We start from the raw sequence: 16,129 nt of genomic DNA, 5'->3' as shown, positions 1-16,129 counted from the left end.
GAAGGCCGCCTGGGGTATCGCGTTGGGCCTGACCGTGACTCTGGTCTGGCTCTACATCGAGATCCTGCGCCTGCTCAGCTACTTTCAGAACGATTAGCGCTTGACACAAGAAAGCCGGCACGTGCGTAACGTGCCGGCTTTTTTGTACTCCGCTCAACCGCCGCGGCCGGTTCGGCTCAGCCAGACAGTCCGTTCTTGATGGCCGTGTCCTGCTTTTGTCCGAGGTCGTTGACGAAATCCGGCGGCGGCTGCATGTCGGGTGGGCCGACAAAGTTCAGGGTGGCGAACGCCTTGCCCTCGGTGAACAGCACCATCGTGACGCTCTTGGAGCCGTCCGGTGAGTTGCCCGAGACGGTAGTGCCGCCGGCTCCCACGGCAGCCGGTCCGGGTGTGCCGTGGACGGAATCACCCAGCTTCGCCTTCGCGGCCTCCAGCGCGCTTGTCGCCGCAGCAGGATCACTGAAAACGAGGATGGTGTCGTGGATTTGGCGAGTTTTGTCGTCGTTGCTGAACGTCGTATCCACCCCGGCCTGACCATTCGGGTTCGGTGTAACCGGGCCGGCGGTGAAGGCCATCGGTGCCTGAATGTCACTGGCCTGGATCAGCAGTCGGGCGTAGTCGGCGGACTGGGCCTGCGCCGAACTCGCCGCCGAGCTGTGGCTTGTCGTGGCCGCGGCGGCTGACGTCGACGAGCCCGTCGGTGACTTCGAGTTGCTGCTGCAACCGGCCGCCGAAACCGAAGTGACAGCCACTGCGGCCGTCACCAGTGCAATCGTTTTCCGGGAAGTACTCATCGTGCCGCTCCTCTTCGACCGAGCTGAACTCGGATGCGTAGGCCACCGGGCGGCAGCTGGCAAACCGTAACCCAGTACGGGTGATTTCATGCCCGAACCGTGCGGTTACGCCAGTTTTGGCGGCAAAGCTCTCCAGACGCGTGCTGCGGTGTCAGCTCAGCCGCTCGATGACCAACGCCATGCCCTGACCGCCGCCGACGCACATCGTCTCCAGGCCGAACGTCTTGTCGTGGGTCTGCAGGTTGTTGAGCAGGGTGGTGGCGATCCGGGCGCCGGTCATGCCGAACGGGTGGCCCAGCGCGATAGCGCCGCCGGAGACGTTCAGCTTGTCCTCGTCGATGCCCAACTCGCGGGCCGAGCCGAGCACCTGCACCGCGAAGGCCTCGTTGATCTCGAACAGGTCGATGTCCTTGACCGACAGGCCGGCCCGCTCCAGGGCCTTCTTGCTGGCCTCGATCGGGCCCAAGCCCATGATCTCCGGGGACAGGCCGCTCACCCCGGTGGAGACGATGCGCGCCAACGGCTTGAGGCCGAGTTCCTTGGCTTTGGTGTCGCTGGTGATCACCACGGCGGCGGCGCCGTCGTTGAGTGGGCAGGCGTTGCCCGCGGTGACCGTCCCGTTGGGGCGGAAGACCGGCTTGAGCTCGCTGATCTTCTCGTAGGTGGTGCCGGCCCGCGGCCCGTCGTCAGTGCTGACCGTGTTGCCGTCCGGGAGTTTCACCGGGACGATCTCACGCTCGAAGAAGCCGCTCTTGATGGCTTCCTCGGCACGGTTCTGACTGCGCACGCCCCAGTGGTCCTGGTCCTCGCGGCTGATCCCGGTCAAGATGGCGACGTTCTCGGCGGTCTGACCCATGGCGATGTAGACGTCGGGAATGGCGTGGTCTTTACGCGGATCGTGCCAGTCCGTCGCGCCCTCAGCGGCATTGGTGGTGCGCTCCGCGGCGTCGTCGAACAGCGGGTTCTTGGTGTCCGGCAACGAGTCCGAGCTGCCCTTGACGAACCGGGACACCGTCTCGACGCCCGCGGAGATGAACGCGTCACCTTCGCCCGCCTTGATCGCGTGGAAGGCCATCCGGATGGTCTGCAGCGACGACGAACAGTAGCGGTTGACGGTGGTGCCGGGCAGGAAGTCGTAGCCGAGTTGCACGGCGACCACCCGGGCCATGTTGAACCCCTGCTCGCCACCGGGCAGGCCGCAGCCCAGGATCAGATCGTCGATCTGGTGGGGATTGAGCTCCGGCACCTTGTCGAGTGCGGCGTGCACCATCTGCGCCGCCAGGTCGTCGGGCCGCATGCTGATCAGCGACCCCTTCATGGCGCGCCCGATCGGTGAACGGGCAGTTGAAACGATGACGGCTTCCGGCATGTCGGCTCCATCTCCTGCGGTGTGGTCTGGACCCGAATCTAGCCTTGCGAAGAAGCGAGTCGCTTAGCCGGGGGCAGATACGACGATCGGCGCCGGTACCCCGGTGGTGGGTCGCCGCCACAGTCGCGAGATCAGCCGGAGCAACAAGTTGCCGGGACCGGCCTCGGTGCCGGACGCCGACGAGAGGGCCGGCTCGCCGGCCCAGTGGCCGAGTGCCTGGCAGAGCGCCGGCAGCAGCTGGCTTGCGGCCAGCGCGTAGCCGTCCGCCGATGGGTGGAACTGGTCATCGGACAACATCCGCTCGGGGGCATGCTTGAACTCGTCGTTGACCAGCGAGGCCAGCGGCACCGGCACACCACCGGCGGACCGGACGGCGCCGGACTGGGCGCGGGCCAGCCGCAGTCCCAGGGTGCGCACCGTCCACCGCAGCGGCTGTGGGATCGCCTTGACGACACCGAAATCGGGGCAGGTGGCGACGACGACCTCGGCGCCGCTGGCTTTCAACCGTCGCACCGCCGCGCCCAGCCTGCGCGACGAGGCGCCGATGCCGTTCAGCTTGGTCACATCGTTAGCGCCGATCAGGATTACGGCGGCATCGGGCGGTGGTCCGGCGATGAACATCGCGTCGACCTGTCCGGACAAACCCTTGGAGGTGGCTCCGACAATCGCCTTGGTGCTCAATCGGACTCGTTTACCGGTCTGCTCGGCCAATCCGCGGGCGATCAGCACGCCGGGCACTTCGTCGGCGATCCGGCAGCCGTACCCGGTTGCCGTCGAGTCACCGAAGATCATCAGGTGCAGGTCGACGTCCATCCCGCGCTGCCAGCGCTGCACCGGGCCGCCGCCCGGGGTGTAGACGCCGTCGGCACGCGGCGGGACATCCCACGACTTGGGGATGACGCTGCGCGCCTTGGCGGCCTGGCTGATCAGCAGATTGCGCGCCCCCACATAGGCGGTGCCGGTCGATGCCAGCGCGCCTGCCGCGGCTAGCGCCGTGATCGAACCTCGCGGTGCGCGTCGTACCACGCGAACAGTTTATGTCCCGGACCGCTGGTCGCTCCGGACCCTGGCTCTTGCGCCATTACGGGTCGGAGCAATGTTGGTATCGAATCAGACTCTTTGATTGTTGAAGTTCTTTAAAGTGTCAAGCTAAGTTCACGAAGTTGGCTGAGGATGCTTCTTCCGCTGCTTCGTCGACATGTCATCGCACTACAACGGCGTAGGAGTGTTGAGCATGACCGCACCGAGCAAGGTTTCGGGCGCGCCCCGGACCACAGTTCGTGCCCGTGACGTGCTGCGGGCCCGCAGATTTCCCATCAACGACGGCGTGCCCGTCGAGGTCGTCGAGAGTGGACCCAGCCTCCCCGGAATCATGGCGTCGTTGGCTTGCCGGCTCACGATCCGCCCCGCTTTGGGCGTAGTCAGTTACATCCCGCACGTCCCATTTCCGTTCGGCATCATCGACTTCGCGTCCCGGATGCTGCTGCCCGGGCCCGGAACAGTCCGCAGCACGGTCGAGTTGCCGCACTGCACCGCCCAGCTGGTCCGCGCGCCCGGCGTGCTGCCCGCCGACGGCAAGCGACGGGTAGTGCTCTATCTGCACGGTGGCGCCTTTTTGACGTGCGGGGTGAACTCGCACAGCCGAATCGTCAACGCGCTGTCGAAGTTTGCCGATTCTCCGGTGCTGGTGGTCAATTACCGGCTCATCCCCAAGCACTCGATCGGTCAGGCGCTGGACGACTGCCACGACGCCTACCGCTGGCTACGCCTGCGTGGATACCAGCCGGACCAGATCGTGGTGGCCGGTGATTCGGCCGGCGGCTACCTGGCTCTTGCTCTGGCGCAACGGCTTCAACAGGTACACGAAGAGCCGGCCGCACTGGTCGCGATCTCTCCGCTGCTGGAGCTGGCCAAGCAACCCAAGCAGTCGCACCCGAACATCAAGACCGATGCGATGTTCCCCGCCAAGGCATTCGACGCATTGTTGACGTTGGTCGCCAAGGCTGCCCGTAAGCACGTCGTCGATGGCAAGCCGGAACAACTCTACGAACCGCTGGACCACGTCGAGCCTGGATTGCCCCGGACGCTGATCCACGTGTCCGGGTCAGAGGTACTGCTGCATGACGCCCGCGCGGCGGCCCGCGCACTGGCGGCGGCCGGAGTGCCGACCGAGGTGCGGGTCTGGCCGGGCCAGATTCACGACTTCCAGCTCGGTGCGCCGCTGATTCCCGAGGCGACGCGGTCGCTGCGCCAGATCGGCGAGTACATCCGCGAGGCCACCGGCTAGGCGAGGTCGCGACGCACCTGAGACGATCTACGCATGCGGATCGCGCAGCACATCAGTGAAATCATCGGTAACACTCCACTGGTTCAGCTGAACTCGGTTGTGCCGCCGGGCTCTGGCCGCGTGGTCGCCAAGGTGGAATACCTCAACCCCGGACTGAGCAGCAAAGACCGGATCGCGGTGAAGATGATCGACGCCGCCGAGGCCAGCGGAGAGCTCAAACCAGGCGGCACCATCGTCGAACCGACGTCGGGTAACACCGGTGTGGGCCTGGCTCTGGTCGCCCAGCGCCGCGGCTACCGGTGTGTGTTCGTCTGCCCGGACAAGGTCAGCGAGGACAAGCAGAATGTGCTGCGCGCCTACGGCGCCGAGGTGGTGGTGTGCCCAACGGCGGTGCCGCCCGAGCACCCCGACAGCTATTACAGCGTGTCCGACCGATTGGTCAGCGAGATCGACGGCGCATGGAAGCCCGACCAGTACTCCAACCCGCAGGGCCCGGCCAGCCACTATGAGACCACCGGCCCGGAGATCTGGGCCGACACCGACGGACAGGTCACCCATTTCGTCGCCGGCATCGGCACCGGCGGAACGATCACCGGCGCCGGTCGCTACCTCAAGGATGTCTCCGAGGGGCGGGTCAAGGTGGTCGGCGCCGACCCGGAAGGATCGGTGTATTCCGGCGGCACCGGCCGGCCCTATCTGGTGGAAGGTGTTGGCGAGGATTTCTGGCCTTCGGCCTACGACCCGGCCGTCGCCGACCAGATCATCGCGGTGACCGACTCCGACTCGTTCAACATGACCAGACGGCTGGCCCGCGAAGAGGCCATGCTGGTCGGCGGCTCGTGCGGGATGGCGGTGGTGGCGGCGCTGAAGGTGGCCGAAGAAGCCGGGCCCGACTCGCTGGTCGTCGTATTGCTGCCCGACGGCGGTCGCGGCTATCTGTCGAAGATCTTCAACGACGCCTGGATGTCGTCGTACGGCTTCCTGCGCACCCGGCTGGACGGCTCGATCGAGCAGCCCACGGTCGGCGACGTGCTGCGGGGGAAGTCGGGCCAGCTGCCCGACTTGGTGCACACCCATCCGTCGGAGACCGTGCGCGACGCGATCAGCATCCTGCGCGAGTACGGAGTGTCGCAGATGCCCGTCGTCGGCGCCGAGCCGCCGGTGATGGCCGGTGAGGTGGCCGGCAGTGTCTCTGAGCGCGAACTACTTTCAGCCGTCTTCGAGGGTCGCGCCAACCTGGCCGACGCCGTCGGGATGCACATGAGCCCGCCGCTGCCGATCATCGGAGCCGGCGAACAGGTGGGCTCGCTGGCCAAGACGCTGCGTGACTTGGACGCCGTGATGGTCGTCGAGGAAGGCAAACCGGTCGGCGTCATCACCCGGTACGACCTGTTGGGTTTCCTGTCCGACGGCGCGCTACGCAAGTAGCCGAACCGGTTTCAGGCAAATTACTTCGGGTAGCAAATCACTGTGCAAAGGGAAAGCCGTTCATGACCGAACAACCGCCGTCGTCGTCGCTCCCGCCGCCCCCGCTTCCGGGCAGCGGTAACTACCCACCGCCACCGCCGCCGTCGGGCGGGTACGTCCCGCCGCCACCGGGGCCGGTACTGCGCGGCCTGACCAAAGAGGATTGCACCCCGTGGCTGAGCCGGGTCGCGGCCTACTTCGTCGACCACCTGCCGCTGCTGCTGATCCTCGGCGTCGGTTGGTTGGTGCTGCAGAACTCCGCGGAGAGCGCCTGCTTGACCGACGTCAGCCCGAACGCCGTCGATCAGATCTGCACGATCGGATATTCGACGCTCGGCATGACGGTCATGTGGGGTGCGGTACTGGTTGGGCTGGCCTACTTCGTCTGGAACTACGGCTACCGCCAGGGCACCACCGGTTCGAGCATCGGCAAGTCGTTGCTGAAATTCAAAGTCGTCAGCGAGAACACCGGGAAGCCCATCGGTTTCGGTATGTCGGTGCTGCGCCAGATCACTCACGTTGTTGACGCGGTCATCCTCCACATCGGCTACCTGTTCCCGCTGTGGACCGCCAAGCGGCAGACGCTGGCCGACAAGATCATGGCCACGGTGTGCCTGCCGCTGGGCGACCGGTAAACCGCGAACTTCGGCTTAGGGGTGCGTCCCGATATGACAATTTGTGAGCGTCGCGGGGTCGCAATAAAGCCCCGTTAACGGTGGCGGCGGCGGTGGCGGCGCGTCGCCCTCCCAGATGGTCCGGGCGACATTTCCCCCGCCGCCCACGTACCAATAGGTGTGACACACATTCGCATCCCAGCGAACCGGATCTACCCGCAGATTGCCGGTCTGCACCGGGGGATCTCCGGGGCACCAGTGACAGGGGCCCTCCGGGTGATCTGGGGGACAACCCGGCCACGACTGCGGCGCCGGAGCGGGATGGGCTTGGGCGGCACCCACATCGCCCGCCCCGGCGACACCACCCCACAGCAACGCGGCTGACGCCAGCCCTACAAACATTCGCCTCATGGCCGTCATTGTGGTCGCCGGCAGGCCCCGCGCGCATGGGGAAGTTTGCCCATTTTTGGGTTGCGGTGGCCGGTATGCGGCGGTCGGCGCGCTCGGGTCGACGTCATCGTGATGACTAGGCTGGTCGGCGATGAGCGACCACGGAGATTTCGCAAAAGCCGGCCTGGCGACCAAGGCCATTCACGCCGGCTACCGGCCCGACCCGGCCACCGGCGCGGTCAATACCCCGATCTATGCCAGCAGCACCTTCGCTCAGGACGGCGTCGGCGGTCTGCGCGGCGGATTCGAGTACGCCCGCACCGGCAACCCGACCAGGGCCGCGCTGGAAAGCGCGCTGGCCGCCGTCGAAGACGGCCGCTTCGGACGGGCATTCGGCTCCGGCATGGCGGCCGGTGACTGCGTGCTGCGTGTGCTGCTGCGCCCCGGCGATCACATCGTTATCCCCGACGACGCCTACGGCGGAACGTTCCGGCTCATCGACAAGGTGTTCACTCACTGGGGTGTGCAGCACACCCCGGTGGCGTTGTCCGATGTCGACGCGGTCCGCGCGGCGATCACCCCGCAGACCCGGCTGATCTGGGTGGAAACGCCCACCAACCCGCTGCTGTCGATCGTCGACATCGCCGCAATCGCCGAACTCGGCGCGGAATACGCGGCGAAAGTGTTGGTGGACAACACCTTTGCCTCGCCAGCGTTACAGCAACCGTTGACGTTCGGCGCCGACATCGTGCTGCACTCGACGACGAAATACATTGGCGGGCATTCCGACGTGGTGGGCGGCGCGCTGGTCACCAACGACGAAGAGTTGGACGAGGCATTCGCCTTCCTGCAGAACGGGGCCGGCGCGGTGCCGGGACCGTTCGATGCCTACCTGACCATGCGCGGCCTGAAGACGCTCGTGCTGCGGATGCAGCGGCACAGCGAAAACGCCGCTGCGGTAGCGCAATTCCTTATCGGCCACCCGTCGGTGGACGCGGTGCTGTATCCAGGTCTACCCACCCATCCCGGTCACCAGGTCGCCGCGCGACAGATGCGCGGCTTCGGCGGCATGGTGTCGGTGCGGATGCGGGGCGGACGCAGTGCGGCGCAGGCGTTGTGCGCCAACACCAAGGTGTTCATCCTCGCTGAGTCGCTCGGCGGGGTGGAGTCGCTGATCGAGCATCCGGGTGCGATGACGCACGCGTCGACGGCCGGCTCGCAGTTGGAGGTGCCGGACGATCTGGTCCGGCTCTCGGTCGGCATTGAGGACATCGCCGACCTGATCGCCGATCTCGAACAGGCGCTGGGCCAGGTCGCCGCTAGGAGTGGTAGGGCTCCGCGCTGACCAGCGTGACCTCGACGGTGTTGCCGTTGGGCACGGTGTAGCTGCGGGTCTCACCCTCTTTGGCGTCGATCAGGGCGCCGCCCAGCGGTGAATTCGGCGAGTAGACCTCGAGCTTGCCCTCGTTGACACCCTCCTGGCGGGTTGCGATCAGGAAGGTCTCGCTGTCGGACTTGTCGCCGTTGTAGTAGACCTTCACCACCGAACCGGGCAGCGCGACGCCGGACTGCTTGGGCGCCTCGCCGACCTTGGCGTTGTTGAGCAGGTCCTGCAGCGAGCGGATGCGAGCCTCTTGCTGGCCCTGCTCTTCGCGGGCGGCGTGATAGCCGCCGTTCTCGCGCAGGTCACCCTCTTCGCGGCGATCGTTGATTTCCGCGGCGATGACCGGACGGTTCGCGATCAATTGGTCGAGCTCAGTCTTGAGCCGGTCATGTGATTCCTGGGTCAACCAGGTCACCTGGGTGTCCGTCATCTCGTCGTGCTCCTCGTAGTGTCGGTGGGGGCGGCATCCGCCCCGGCAGGTTGTCGGTCGTGCTGCCGGGCGGTGCCACCACGTGTACTGCCGACCTCAGTAGTCGGGTGGACCCCCTGCGCGGCACATCTGGCCGCTAATGCAGCAATACACGGTCCCAGCCGGAACCGTGCATCCGAGTAGTTTACCACCGAAATCGCGGTGGATGAGGGCGTTTTCTCGCAGTTCGGCGTTTGCCGCCGGCGTGTGCCGTGCCGGTGTGGTCAGGGTGCGCGCAGGTAGCCGGGCACATCGGTGCCGCAGCCGTAGATGTCGCCCACCACGGCCGGCTTACTGGACTTCACGATCGTCGTCACCTGCACCGTCGCCTGGCTCGACGGCGTAACCAGCACCTCGCGCCGGCCCGTTTCGCTGCCGTCTTTGGCGCGCACCCGCACGATGCAGTCGACCGGGCGCGATGGGTCTTTTCGCGTCACGCTGATCGTTACCGACACGGTCTGGTCGTCGATCAGCCGATAGCCGGCCAACGTACCGGTGACGTCGCTGCGGCCCAGCCGTTGATAGCCGATGACGGCGACCACGACACCGACCGCGGCCACCGCGACGGCCAGGGTGGCGGCCCGGCGTCGGGACGGCGTGAGCACCCGACCACGCCCGTAGCGGGCCGGTGGCGGTGCGGGGGAACCTTCGGTCATGGTGTGTTGCGGTCCGGGTGATCTGCCCAAGGGACCGGGTTAGCGAGGCCCGGTGTCCGGGATGGAACTATTAGACCTGGAACTATAGGCGCACAGAAGACAGCACACAGTCAGGGAGCACGTGAGCGAACTGCGGTTGATGGCGGTGCACGCCCACCCGGACGACGAGTCCAGTAAGGGCGCTGCCACCCTGGCCCGCTACTCGGCTGAGGGTTGCCGGGTGCTGGTGGTGACCCTGACCGGGGGCGAACGCGGCGACATCCTCAACCCGGCGATGGACCTACCGGAGGTGCACGGCCGCATCGCCGATATCCGCCGCGACGAGATGGCCAAGGCGGCCGAGATCCTCGGCGTCGAGCACACCTGGCTGGGCTTCGTCGATTCCGGACTGCCGCAAGGGGATCCGCCGCCGCCGCTGCCGGAGGACTGCTTTGCGCTGACGCCGCTGGAAGTGTCCACCGAGGCGCTGGTTCGGGTGGTGCGCGAATTCCGTCCGCACGTGATGACGACCTATGACGAGAACGGCGGCTACCCGCACCCCGATCACATTCGCTGCCACCAGGTTTCGGTGGCCGCATACGAGGCCGCCGGTGACTATCGACGGTTCCCGGACGCGGGCCCGGTGTGGACGGTGCCCAAGCTGTATTACAACCACGGGTTCTTGCGCCAGCGGATGCAGATGCTGCAGGACGAGTTTGCCAAACGCGGGCAGACGGGCCCATTCGAGAAGTGGCTCAAACACTGGGATCCCGCGCACGACGTCCACGCCGACCGGGTGACGACCCGGATCGAGTGTTCGGCGTATTTCAGTCAGCGCGACGACGCGCTGCGCGCGCACGCCACCCAGATCGATCCCAAGGGGGATTTCTTTGCCGCCCCCATCGAATGGCAGCAACGGCTGTGGCCGACTGAGGAATTCGAGTTGGCCCGGTCCCGTGTTCCGGTGCGGCTTCCCGAGTCCGACCTGTTCGCCGGAATCGAGGACACGCCGTGATGCATCTGCACCTGGCGGCGTTGGTGTTGCTGGCCGAGGACGGGCCGCACAACAGCGGACCGGATTTCGGCAAGGCCAGCCCGTTCGGCTTGCTTGTAGTGGTGCTGCTGCTGATCAGCGTGCTGTTCCTGGTGCGCTCGATGAACCGGCACCTCAAGAAGCTGCCGGAGTCCTTCGACCCGCAGCATCCCGAACCGGATCAGGCCGTCGACGACGGGACCATCCAGCAGCATCCCGATGAACGGCCACCGCATGAGCTCGGCGGGTAACCAGCTCGCCGGGGCCGCCAGCCCCTACCTTCGCCAGCACGCCGACAACCCGGTGCACTGGCAGCAGTGGTCGCCGGCCGCGCTGGCCGAAGCCGCGAAACGCGATGTGCCGATCCTGCTTTCGATCGGCTACGCCGCATGCCACTGGTGTCACGTGATGGCCCACGAATCGTTCGACGACGACGAGGTGGCCGCGGCGATGAACGGTGACTTCGTGTGCATCAAGGTGGACCGCGAGGAACGGCCCGACATCGACGCGGTCTACATGAACGCCACGGTTGCGCTCACCGGGCAGGGCGGCTGGCCGATGACCTGCTTCTTGACGCCCGACGGACGTCCGTTCTATTGCGGCACCTACTACCCCAAAGACGCTTTTCTGCAGCTTCTTTCGGCCGTATCCAGCACTTGGAATGAGCGTCGCGACGAGGTCGAGCAGAGCTCTGATCACATCGCGGGCGAATTGCGGTCAATGGTATCGGGATTGCCTGGTGGCGGCCCGCAGGTGGATCCGGCGCTCTGCGACCACGCCGTCGCCGCGGTGCTGCGCGACGAGGACACCGCGCACGGCGGCTTCGGTGGGGCGCCGAAGTTCCCGCCGTCGGCGCTGCTGGAAGCGCTGCTGCGACATTGGGAGCGCACTGGCTCACCGCAGGCCCTGGCCGCCGTCCGCCGGACTGGCACCGCGATGGCCCGGGGTGGCATGTATGACCAGCTGGCCGGCGGGTTCGCCCGCTACAGCGTCGACAATGCCTGGGTGGTACCGCATTTCGAGAAGATGCTGTACGACAACGCGCTGCTGTTGCGGGCCTACGCGCACTGGGCCAGACGAACCGGCGACCCGCTGGCGCGGCGGGTCACCCATGAGACCGCGAGGTTCCTGCTCGACGATTTACGCGACGGCGACATGTTCACCTCGTCACTGGACGCCGACGCCGACGGCCGCGAGGGTTCGACCTACGTCTGGGCACCTGCGCAACTGACCGAGACGCTCGGCGACGACGACGGTCGTTGGGCCGCTTCGGTTTTCGGGGTTAGCGAGAGTGGCACCTTCGAAGCCGGCGCCTCGGTGCTGCAACTGCACAACGATCCCGACGACCAGGCGCGCCTCGCTCGTGTCCGGGCCGCGCTGCTGGCCGCCCGCCGGACCCGGCCTCAACCGGGCCGCGACGACAAGGTCGTCACCGCCTGGAACGGGCTGGCGATCACCGCACTGGCCGAAGCCAGTGTGGCGCTGGACGCACCCGAATTAGCCGACGCCGCAACGGATTGCGCGACGGCACTGCTGGCACTGCATAAAGTGGACGGTCGGCTACGCCGGGCCAGCCTGGGCGGACGGGTCGGGGAGAGCGCCGCGATCCTGGAAGACCACGCGATGCTGGCCACCGGTCTGCTCGCGCTGTACCAGCTGACCACGGAGGCGGCCTGGCTGGCCGCCGCCGCCGACCTGCTGGATATCGCGCTGGCGCACTTCGCCGATCAGGACAACCCGGGCCGTTGGTTCGACAGCGCCGACGATGGCGAGCGGCTGTTGCTGCGGCCCGCTGACCCCTACGACGGCGCGACGCCGTCGGGCGCATCCGCGATCGCCGAGGCGCTGCTGACCGCCGCGCACCTGACCGGCGGTCAGCAGGCCGACCGCTACCGGCAGGCGGCAACCGATGCGCTGCAGGCGCATTCGCCGCTGCTAGCCCGCGCGCCGCGCTCGGCCGGCCATTGGCTGGCCGTCGCCGAAGCGGCCGTTCGTGGGCCGTTGCAGATCGCGGTGGCCTGCGACGGCCCGGGTTCGCCGCTGCTGGCCGACGCCCGACGGATCGCACCCGGCGGGGCGATCGTCGTCGGCGGCGAAGTGGACTCGTCAGAGCTGCTCGTCGGCCGCGGCCGCGTCGCCGGTGCCGACGCGGCGTACGTGTGCCGCGGTCGGGTCTGCGACCTGCCGGTCACCACCGCCGCGGAATTGGAATCGGCACTCGCCCGGTGATTGTGCGGCCACCCGGCGCGGTAGCGTGCCTCCCATGTCGAGTGCAGAACACATCGCCGAGACCGTCAACCGCTACATCAGCCTGATTGCCAAAGGCACCGCGGATGATCTGGTCGAGTTGTACGCCGACGACGCCACCGTCGAGGATCCGGTCGGCGGCGAGGTGCACATCGGCCGGCAGGCGATCCACGGCTTCTACTCCGCGGTGGAAAACGTGCAGCGGGAATGCGAGCTGGTGACGCTGCGGGTGGCCGGTAACGAGGCGGCTTTCCATTTCAAGTTGATCGTCTCCGCCGGCGATACCCGGATGGTCATCGAGCCGATCGACGTGATGGTGTTCGACGGCGACGGGAAGATCGCCGCGATGAAGGCCTACTGGTCACCGGAGAACGCCCGGCAGTTATAGCGCCGCTGTCAGAAGACCGCGAACCAGATCGCGATGTAGTGGCAGATCGCGGCGATCGCGGTACAGGCGTGAAAGAACTCGTGGTAGCCGAATGTGCTCGGCCACGGGTCCGGCCAGTGCAGCGCATACATGATCCCGCCGACGCTGTACAGCGCGCCGCCGACGGCCAGTAGCACCATCGCGGCGACGCCGGCGTTGTGCAGGATCATCGCGATGTAGAACGCCGAGACCCAGCCGAGGATCAGATACAGCGGGACACCGACCCAGCGCGGTGCGGTGGGCCAGCACATCTTGAGCAGCACCCCGGCCAGGGCGCCGCCCCAGACGATCCAGAGCACCAGCACGCCCGCGTCGTGCGGCATCGCCAGCATCGCGAACGGCGTGTAGGTGCCGGCGATCAGCACGAAGATCATCGAGTGGTCGAGCCGCTTCATCCAGGTGCGGGCCTGCACCGATGTCCATGTGACCCGGTGGTAGATCGCGCTGGTGGTGAACATACCCACCACCGAGCCGGTGTAGATGAACGTCGCGATGCCCGCCTTGAACCCCGCCAACGGCCAGGACACCGAGATCAGCGTGGCGCCGGCGATGACCGCGACGACGGCCGACACCAGATGAATCCAGCCGCGCGCCCGCGGCTTGATCAGTGCGTGGGCGGTGTCCTTCACGCCCTCGACGATGTGCTCGGCGACGTCTCCGACGGTGTGGGACGTCTCGTCCGCGCCGGCCTGGGTGGCCACGTCGGTCTCCCGAATCAATACGCCTCCATGAGTTGCGGCAGGAAAGCCGTTGAGCAGTCAGACCCACAGTAATCTGGATCGCTGTGGAGATCATTCCGCCGCGTGTCAAGGAACCGTTATATCGGCTCTACGAACTGCGGCTGCGGCAAGGACTGGCCGCATCGAAATCTGCACTGCCGCGTCACATCGCCGTGCTGTGCGACGGCAACCGACGCTGGGCACGCGACGCCGGCTACGAGGACGTCAGCTACGGCTACCGGATGGGCGCGATCAAGATCGCCGAGATGCTGCGCTGGTGCCAAGAGGCCGGCATCGAAATGGCTACTGTGTACTTGCTTTCCACCGAAAACCTACGCCGGGATCCAGCCGAGCTGGCCGCGCTCATCGAGATCATCACCGACGTCGTCGAAGAGATCTGCGCCCCGGCCAACGGCTGGAGCGTGCGGACGGTCGGGGACCTGGAGCTGATCGGCGAGGAACCCGCGCGCCGGCTGCGTGACGCGGTGGAGGGCACCGCGACCACCGGCAACGGCAGCTTTCACGTCAACGTCGCGGTCGGATACGGCGGTCGTCAGGAAATCGCCGACGCCGTGCGGGGACTGTTGGCCAAGCAACTCGTCAACGGGGCCAGCGGCGAGGAACTCATCGACGCCGTCACCGTCGACGCGATCTCGGAGAACCTGTACACCTCCGGGCAGCCCGACCCCGATCTGGTGATCCGAACCTCGGGGGAGCAGCGGTTGTCCGGGTTCTTGTTGTGGCAGAGCGCCTACTCGGAGATGTGGTTCACCGAAGCGCACTGGCCGGCATTCCGTCGCGTCGATTTCTTGCGCGCACTGCGTGATTACAGCCTGCGGCATCGTCGTTACGGAACCTGACGGCGTTCGCAAGCGCGGCGTAGCCGGGTGCAGCGGGTCGCCGCCGACGTTCTAGTGGCGTGCCACACTGAAAGCATGGCTGCGCTTTCGGCGTTGGTGTTCTCGCTGAGTTGGTGGCTGGGGCTGTACTTGTTGGCCCGCAACCCGCGCAAGCCGGTGCTGGTGTTCTCGGCCGTGGGGCTGTGCAGTTTTGCGACGGCCGTCGCGCTGGATGCGGTACGGCTCGTCACCCACTCCGCGTTGCTCGGCCAGGTCGAGATCTATCTGGTCGCCGTTCCCGGTGTGGCCTGGTTCGCGGTGCTCCTCGAGATCGCCCGCGCGGGTGACAACGAGCGGTCCCGTGCCGGTGAGCTACTGCTGGTCGGTGCCACCGGTGCGCTGACGTTGGTCGGTGCCGCGCTGGCCGGCACCGTCGCCGGACCGTTGCGGCCCGGCCATCTGGTGATGTGCGTGGTGATTTCGGTGTCCACCCTGGGCGCGATGGTGTTCGCGCTGCGGCGCCGGGTGCAGAAGATTCCCAAGGTCGGGCTGATCGTCACGGCGACAATGTTTTTTGCCTTGGCCAACGCGATCCTGATCATTCCGCTGGGCGTGGTGCCGAGCTGGCTGGCGCTGGCGTCGACGGGCTGTGACGTGTTCTGCCTTGGCGTGGCGGTGGCCTTGTGGGACGCGTTCGACGAGGGTCAGGCGCTGCGAGCCGACATGCTGCGCTCCTTCACCGGCGCCGGCATGGTGGTGGCCCTGCTCGGCGGCCAGATGCTCATCGGGATCGAGTTGACCCGTCGGCAGAGCACCGCGCAGATCGCGCTGACCGTGCTGCTGTTCACCAGCCTGGCGATCGCGTCGTCGGTGCAGGTGCTGGCAGACCCGCTGGCCGGGATGCTGGACCGGATGGTGTTCTCGCGAGCCCCGGTGCTGCGGGCCGATCGGGAGACGTTGCGGCGCACCCAATCCGCGCTGCCGCTGCGGTTGGCCGATCCGCTCGACGGCTTCGACGACGACTCGTTCGCCCGGCTGACCCGCCGCGCCCTGGGTCACTACGGCGACCTGTCCAAGCTGGTAGCCAACCCGTTGACCGCGCTGCCCTGCATCGACGAACGGCTGGCCGCCCGCGGGGCCCCCGATCAGCCGCTGGAGCGCGCCATCGAACTCAAGGCCCTGCTGGCCGACCGGATCGCCGCGCTCAAACCGCGCGACGGCGGTGACTTCGGCACCAGCGAGCAGTGGCGGCACTACAACTCGCTGTACTTCCCGTATGTCGTGGGGGTGCGGGCCTACGCCCAGAACGCCACCGCCGCCGGCCTGGATCCGACCGCCCGGCAGGCGTGGCAGTGGTTCGTCACCGAAGTGCCGCAACGGTCGTTGCACAACTGGCAGAACGCCGCGGCCAAGCTGATTGCCGCCGATCTTCGCGGCCGGGTGACCGTCTCCAGC

General features: G+C 67.0%; 18 protein-coding genes. 11 read left to right on the top strand and 7 right to left on the bottom strand.

The annotated features are described in order from the left end of the window. Window positions 1-97 (top strand): Bax inhibitor-1/YccA family membrane protein (locus VN856_RS04020; RefSeq protein ID WP_325686380.1); only part of this gene is annotated, 97 nt, incomplete at its 5' end. A gap of 79 nt (window positions 98-176) precedes the next feature. Here the strand turns inward: VN856_RS04020 and VN856_RS04015 are convergent. From VN856_RS04015 to VN856_RS04005, 3 genes are all read right to left on the bottom strand, one after another. Next, window positions 177-794 (bottom strand): hypothetical protein, encoded by a 618-nt coding sequence (locus tag VN856_RS04015; protein ID WP_325686375.1) that lies wholly within the window; start codon window positions 792-794, stop codon window positions 177-179. Between the two features lie 151 nt (window positions 795-945). After that, a complete protein-coding gene (locus VN856_RS04010; protein WP_325686373.1) occupies window positions 946-2,163 on the bottom strand; it encodes an acetyl-CoA C-acetyltransferase in 1,218 nt (405 codons plus the stop codon). Between the two features lie 63 nt (window positions 2,164-2,226). Further along, window positions 2,227-3,189 carry an SGNH/GDSL hydrolase family protein gene (locus tag VN856_RS04005; RefSeq protein ID WP_325686371.1) on the bottom strand — a complete coding sequence of 321 codons (963 nt, stop codon included), beginning with the start codon at window positions 3,187-3,189 and terminating at the stop codon, window positions 2,227-2,229. A 208-nt stretch (window positions 3,190-3,397) separates the two neighbouring features. Here VN856_RS04005 and VN856_RS04000 point away from each other — a divergent pair, with 208 nt between their 5' ends. The 3 genes from VN856_RS04000 (at window position 3,398) to VN856_RS03990 (ending at window position 6,552) form a co-directional block, all read left to right on the top strand. Further along, window positions 3,398-4,450, top strand: a complete 1,053-nt coding sequence (locus VN856_RS04000; RefSeq protein WP_325686369.1) for an alpha/beta hydrolase — start codon at window positions 3,398-3,400, stop codon at window positions 4,448-4,450. 33 nt (window positions 4,451-4,483) lie between these two features. Then, window positions 4,484-5,878, top strand: coding sequence for a cystathionine beta-synthase (locus VN856_RS03995; protein WP_325686367.1), 1,395 nt, complete (start codon window positions 4,484-4,486; stop codon window positions 5,876-5,878). Between the two features lie 62 nt (window positions 5,879-5,940). Beyond that, on the top strand, window positions 5,941-6,552 hold the full coding sequence (locus VN856_RS03990) for an RDD family protein (RefSeq protein ID WP_325686365.1): 612 nt from the start codon (window positions 5,941-5,943) through the stop codon (window positions 6,550-6,552). Between the two features lie 15 nt (window positions 6,553-6,567). Here VN856_RS03990 and VN856_RS03985 read toward each other — a convergent pair whose 3' ends face one another. Then, entirely contained in the window at window positions 6,568-6,942 is a 375-nt protein-coding gene (locus VN856_RS03985) for a hypothetical protein (RefSeq protein WP_325686363.1), read from the bottom strand. 130 nt (window positions 6,943-7,072) lie between these two features. Here VN856_RS03985 and VN856_RS03980 point away from each other — a divergent pair, with 130 nt between their 5' ends. Further along, window positions 7,073-8,266, top strand: a complete 1,194-nt coding sequence (locus VN856_RS03980; RefSeq protein WP_325686361.1) for a cystathionine gamma-synthase — start codon at window positions 7,073-7,075, stop codon at window positions 8,264-8,266. Here the strand turns inward: VN856_RS03980 and greA are convergent. Together greA and VN856_RS03970 are read right to left on the bottom strand one after the other, a co-directional pair. Beyond that, a complete protein-coding gene (gene greA / locus VN856_RS03975) occupies window positions 8,241-8,735 on the bottom strand; it encodes a transcription elongation factor GreA (protein ID WP_325686359.1) in 495 nt (164 codons plus the stop codon). The two genes, VN856_RS03980 and greA, sit on opposite strands and share 26 nt — an antisense overlap. A gap of 263 nt (window positions 8,736-8,998) precedes the next feature. Beyond that, entirely contained in the window at window positions 8,999-9,430 is a 432-nt protein-coding gene (locus tag VN856_RS03970; protein ID WP_325686357.1) for a DUF4307 domain-containing protein, read from the bottom strand. 121 nt (window positions 9,431-9,551) lie between these two features. On the opposite strand from VN856_RS03970, the gene mca reads away from it, so the two are divergent. Genes mca through VN856_RS03950 form a run of 4 tightly spaced genes read left to right on the top strand, consistent with a single transcriptional unit; the run spans window position 9,552 to window position 13,077 of the window. Further along, window positions 9,552-10,424 (top strand): mycothiol conjugate amidase Mca, encoded by an 873-nt coding sequence (mca, locus tag VN856_RS03965; protein WP_325686355.1) that lies wholly within the window; start codon window positions 9,552-9,554, stop codon window positions 10,422-10,424. Beyond that, entirely contained in the window at window positions 10,424-10,693 is a 270-nt protein-coding gene (locus VN856_RS03960) for a hypothetical protein (RefSeq protein WP_325686378.1), read from the top strand. Before mca ends, VN856_RS03960 begins: the two co-directional genes overlap by 1 nt. Then, window positions 10,677-12,671 carry a thioredoxin domain-containing protein gene (locus VN856_RS03955; protein WP_325686353.1) on the top strand — a complete coding sequence of 665 codons (1,995 nt, stop codon included), beginning with the start codon at window positions 10,677-10,679 and terminating at the stop codon, window positions 12,669-12,671. The genes VN856_RS03960 and VN856_RS03955 overlap by 17 nt, the downstream gene beginning before the upstream one ends. Before the next feature lie 34 nt (window positions 12,672-12,705). Next, window positions 12,706-13,077 carry a nuclear transport factor 2 family protein gene (locus VN856_RS03950; protein ID WP_325686351.1) on the top strand — a complete coding sequence of 124 codons (372 nt, stop codon included), beginning with the start codon at window positions 12,706-12,708 and terminating at the stop codon, window positions 13,075-13,077. Window positions 13,078-13,085: 8 nt separating this feature from the next. Here VN856_RS03950 and trhA read toward each other — a convergent pair whose 3' ends face one another. Then, entirely contained in the window at window positions 13,086-13,817 is a 732-nt protein-coding gene (gene trhA, locus VN856_RS03945) for a PAQR family membrane homeostasis protein TrhA (protein ID WP_414686860.1), read from the bottom strand. An 83-nt stretch (window positions 13,818-13,900) separates the two neighbouring features. Here trhA and VN856_RS03940 point away from each other — a divergent pair, with 83 nt between their 5' ends. Beyond that, entirely contained in the window at window positions 13,901-14,695 is a 795-nt protein-coding gene (locus tag VN856_RS03940; RefSeq protein ID WP_325686349.1) for a (2Z,6E)-farnesyl diphosphate synthase, read from the top strand. A gap of 75 nt (window positions 14,696-14,770) precedes the next feature. Next, the coding region (locus VN856_RS03935) for a hypothetical protein (RefSeq protein WP_325686347.1) at window positions 14,771-16,129 on the top strand (1,359 nt) is incomplete at its 3' end.

The sequence above is a fragment of the Mycobacterium sp. genome (assembly GCF_035603715.1).
In the GTDB taxonomy this organism is placed as follows: domain Bacteria; phylum Actinomycetota; class Actinomycetes; order Mycobacteriales; family Mycobacteriaceae; genus Mycobacterium.
Note: the sequence above shows the minus strand (reverse complement) of the source record. Positions and strands in the feature narration are given on the sequence as shown.

Excerpts from the sequence above, each read along its gene's own strand:
- VN856_RS03995 (WP_325686367.1), top strand. The coding sequence starts at position 4,484 with ATGCGGATCGCGCAGCACATCAGTGAAATCATCGGTAACACTCCACTG.
- VN856_RS04010 (WP_325686373.1), bottom strand. The coding sequence starts at position 2,163 with ATGCCGGAAGCCGTCATCGTTTCAACTGCCCGTTCACCGATCGGGCGC.
- VN856_RS03960 (WP_325686378.1), top strand. The coding sequence starts at position 10,424 with ATGCATCTGCACCTGGCGGCGTTGGTGTTGCTGGCCGAGGACGGGCCG.
- greA (WP_325686359.1), bottom strand. The coding sequence starts at position 8,735 with ATGACGGACACCCAGGTGACCTGGTTGACCCAGGAATCACATGACCGG.
- VN856_RS04000 (WP_325686369.1), top strand. The coding sequence starts at position 3,398 with ATGACCGCACCGAGCAAGGTTTCGGGCGCGCCCCGGACCACAGTTCGT.
- VN856_RS03970 (WP_325686357.1), bottom strand. The coding sequence starts at position 9,430 with ATGACCGAAGGTTCCCCCGCACCGCCACCGGCCCGCTACGGGCGTGGT.
- VN856_RS04015 (WP_325686375.1), bottom strand. The coding sequence starts at position 794 with ATGAGTACTTCCCGGAAAACGATTGCACTGGTGACGGCCGCAGTGGCT.
- VN856_RS03980 (WP_325686361.1), top strand. The coding sequence starts at position 7,073 with ATGAGCGACCACGGAGATTTCGCAAAAGCCGGCCTGGCGACCAAGGCC.
- VN856_RS03950 (WP_325686351.1), top strand. The coding sequence starts at position 12,706 with ATGTCGAGTGCAGAACACATCGCCGAGACCGTCAACCGCTACATCAGC.
- VN856_RS03985 (WP_325686363.1), bottom strand. The coding sequence starts at position 6,942 with ATGAGGCGAATGTTTGTAGGGCTGGCGTCAGCCGCGTTGCTGTGGGGT.
- VN856_RS03990 (WP_325686365.1), top strand. The coding sequence starts at position 5,941 with ATGACCGAACAACCGCCGTCGTCGTCGCTCCCGCCGCCCCCGCTTCCG.
- VN856_RS03955 (WP_325686353.1), top strand. The coding sequence starts at position 10,677 with ATGAGCTCGGCGGGTAACCAGCTCGCCGGGGCCGCCAGCCCCTACCTT.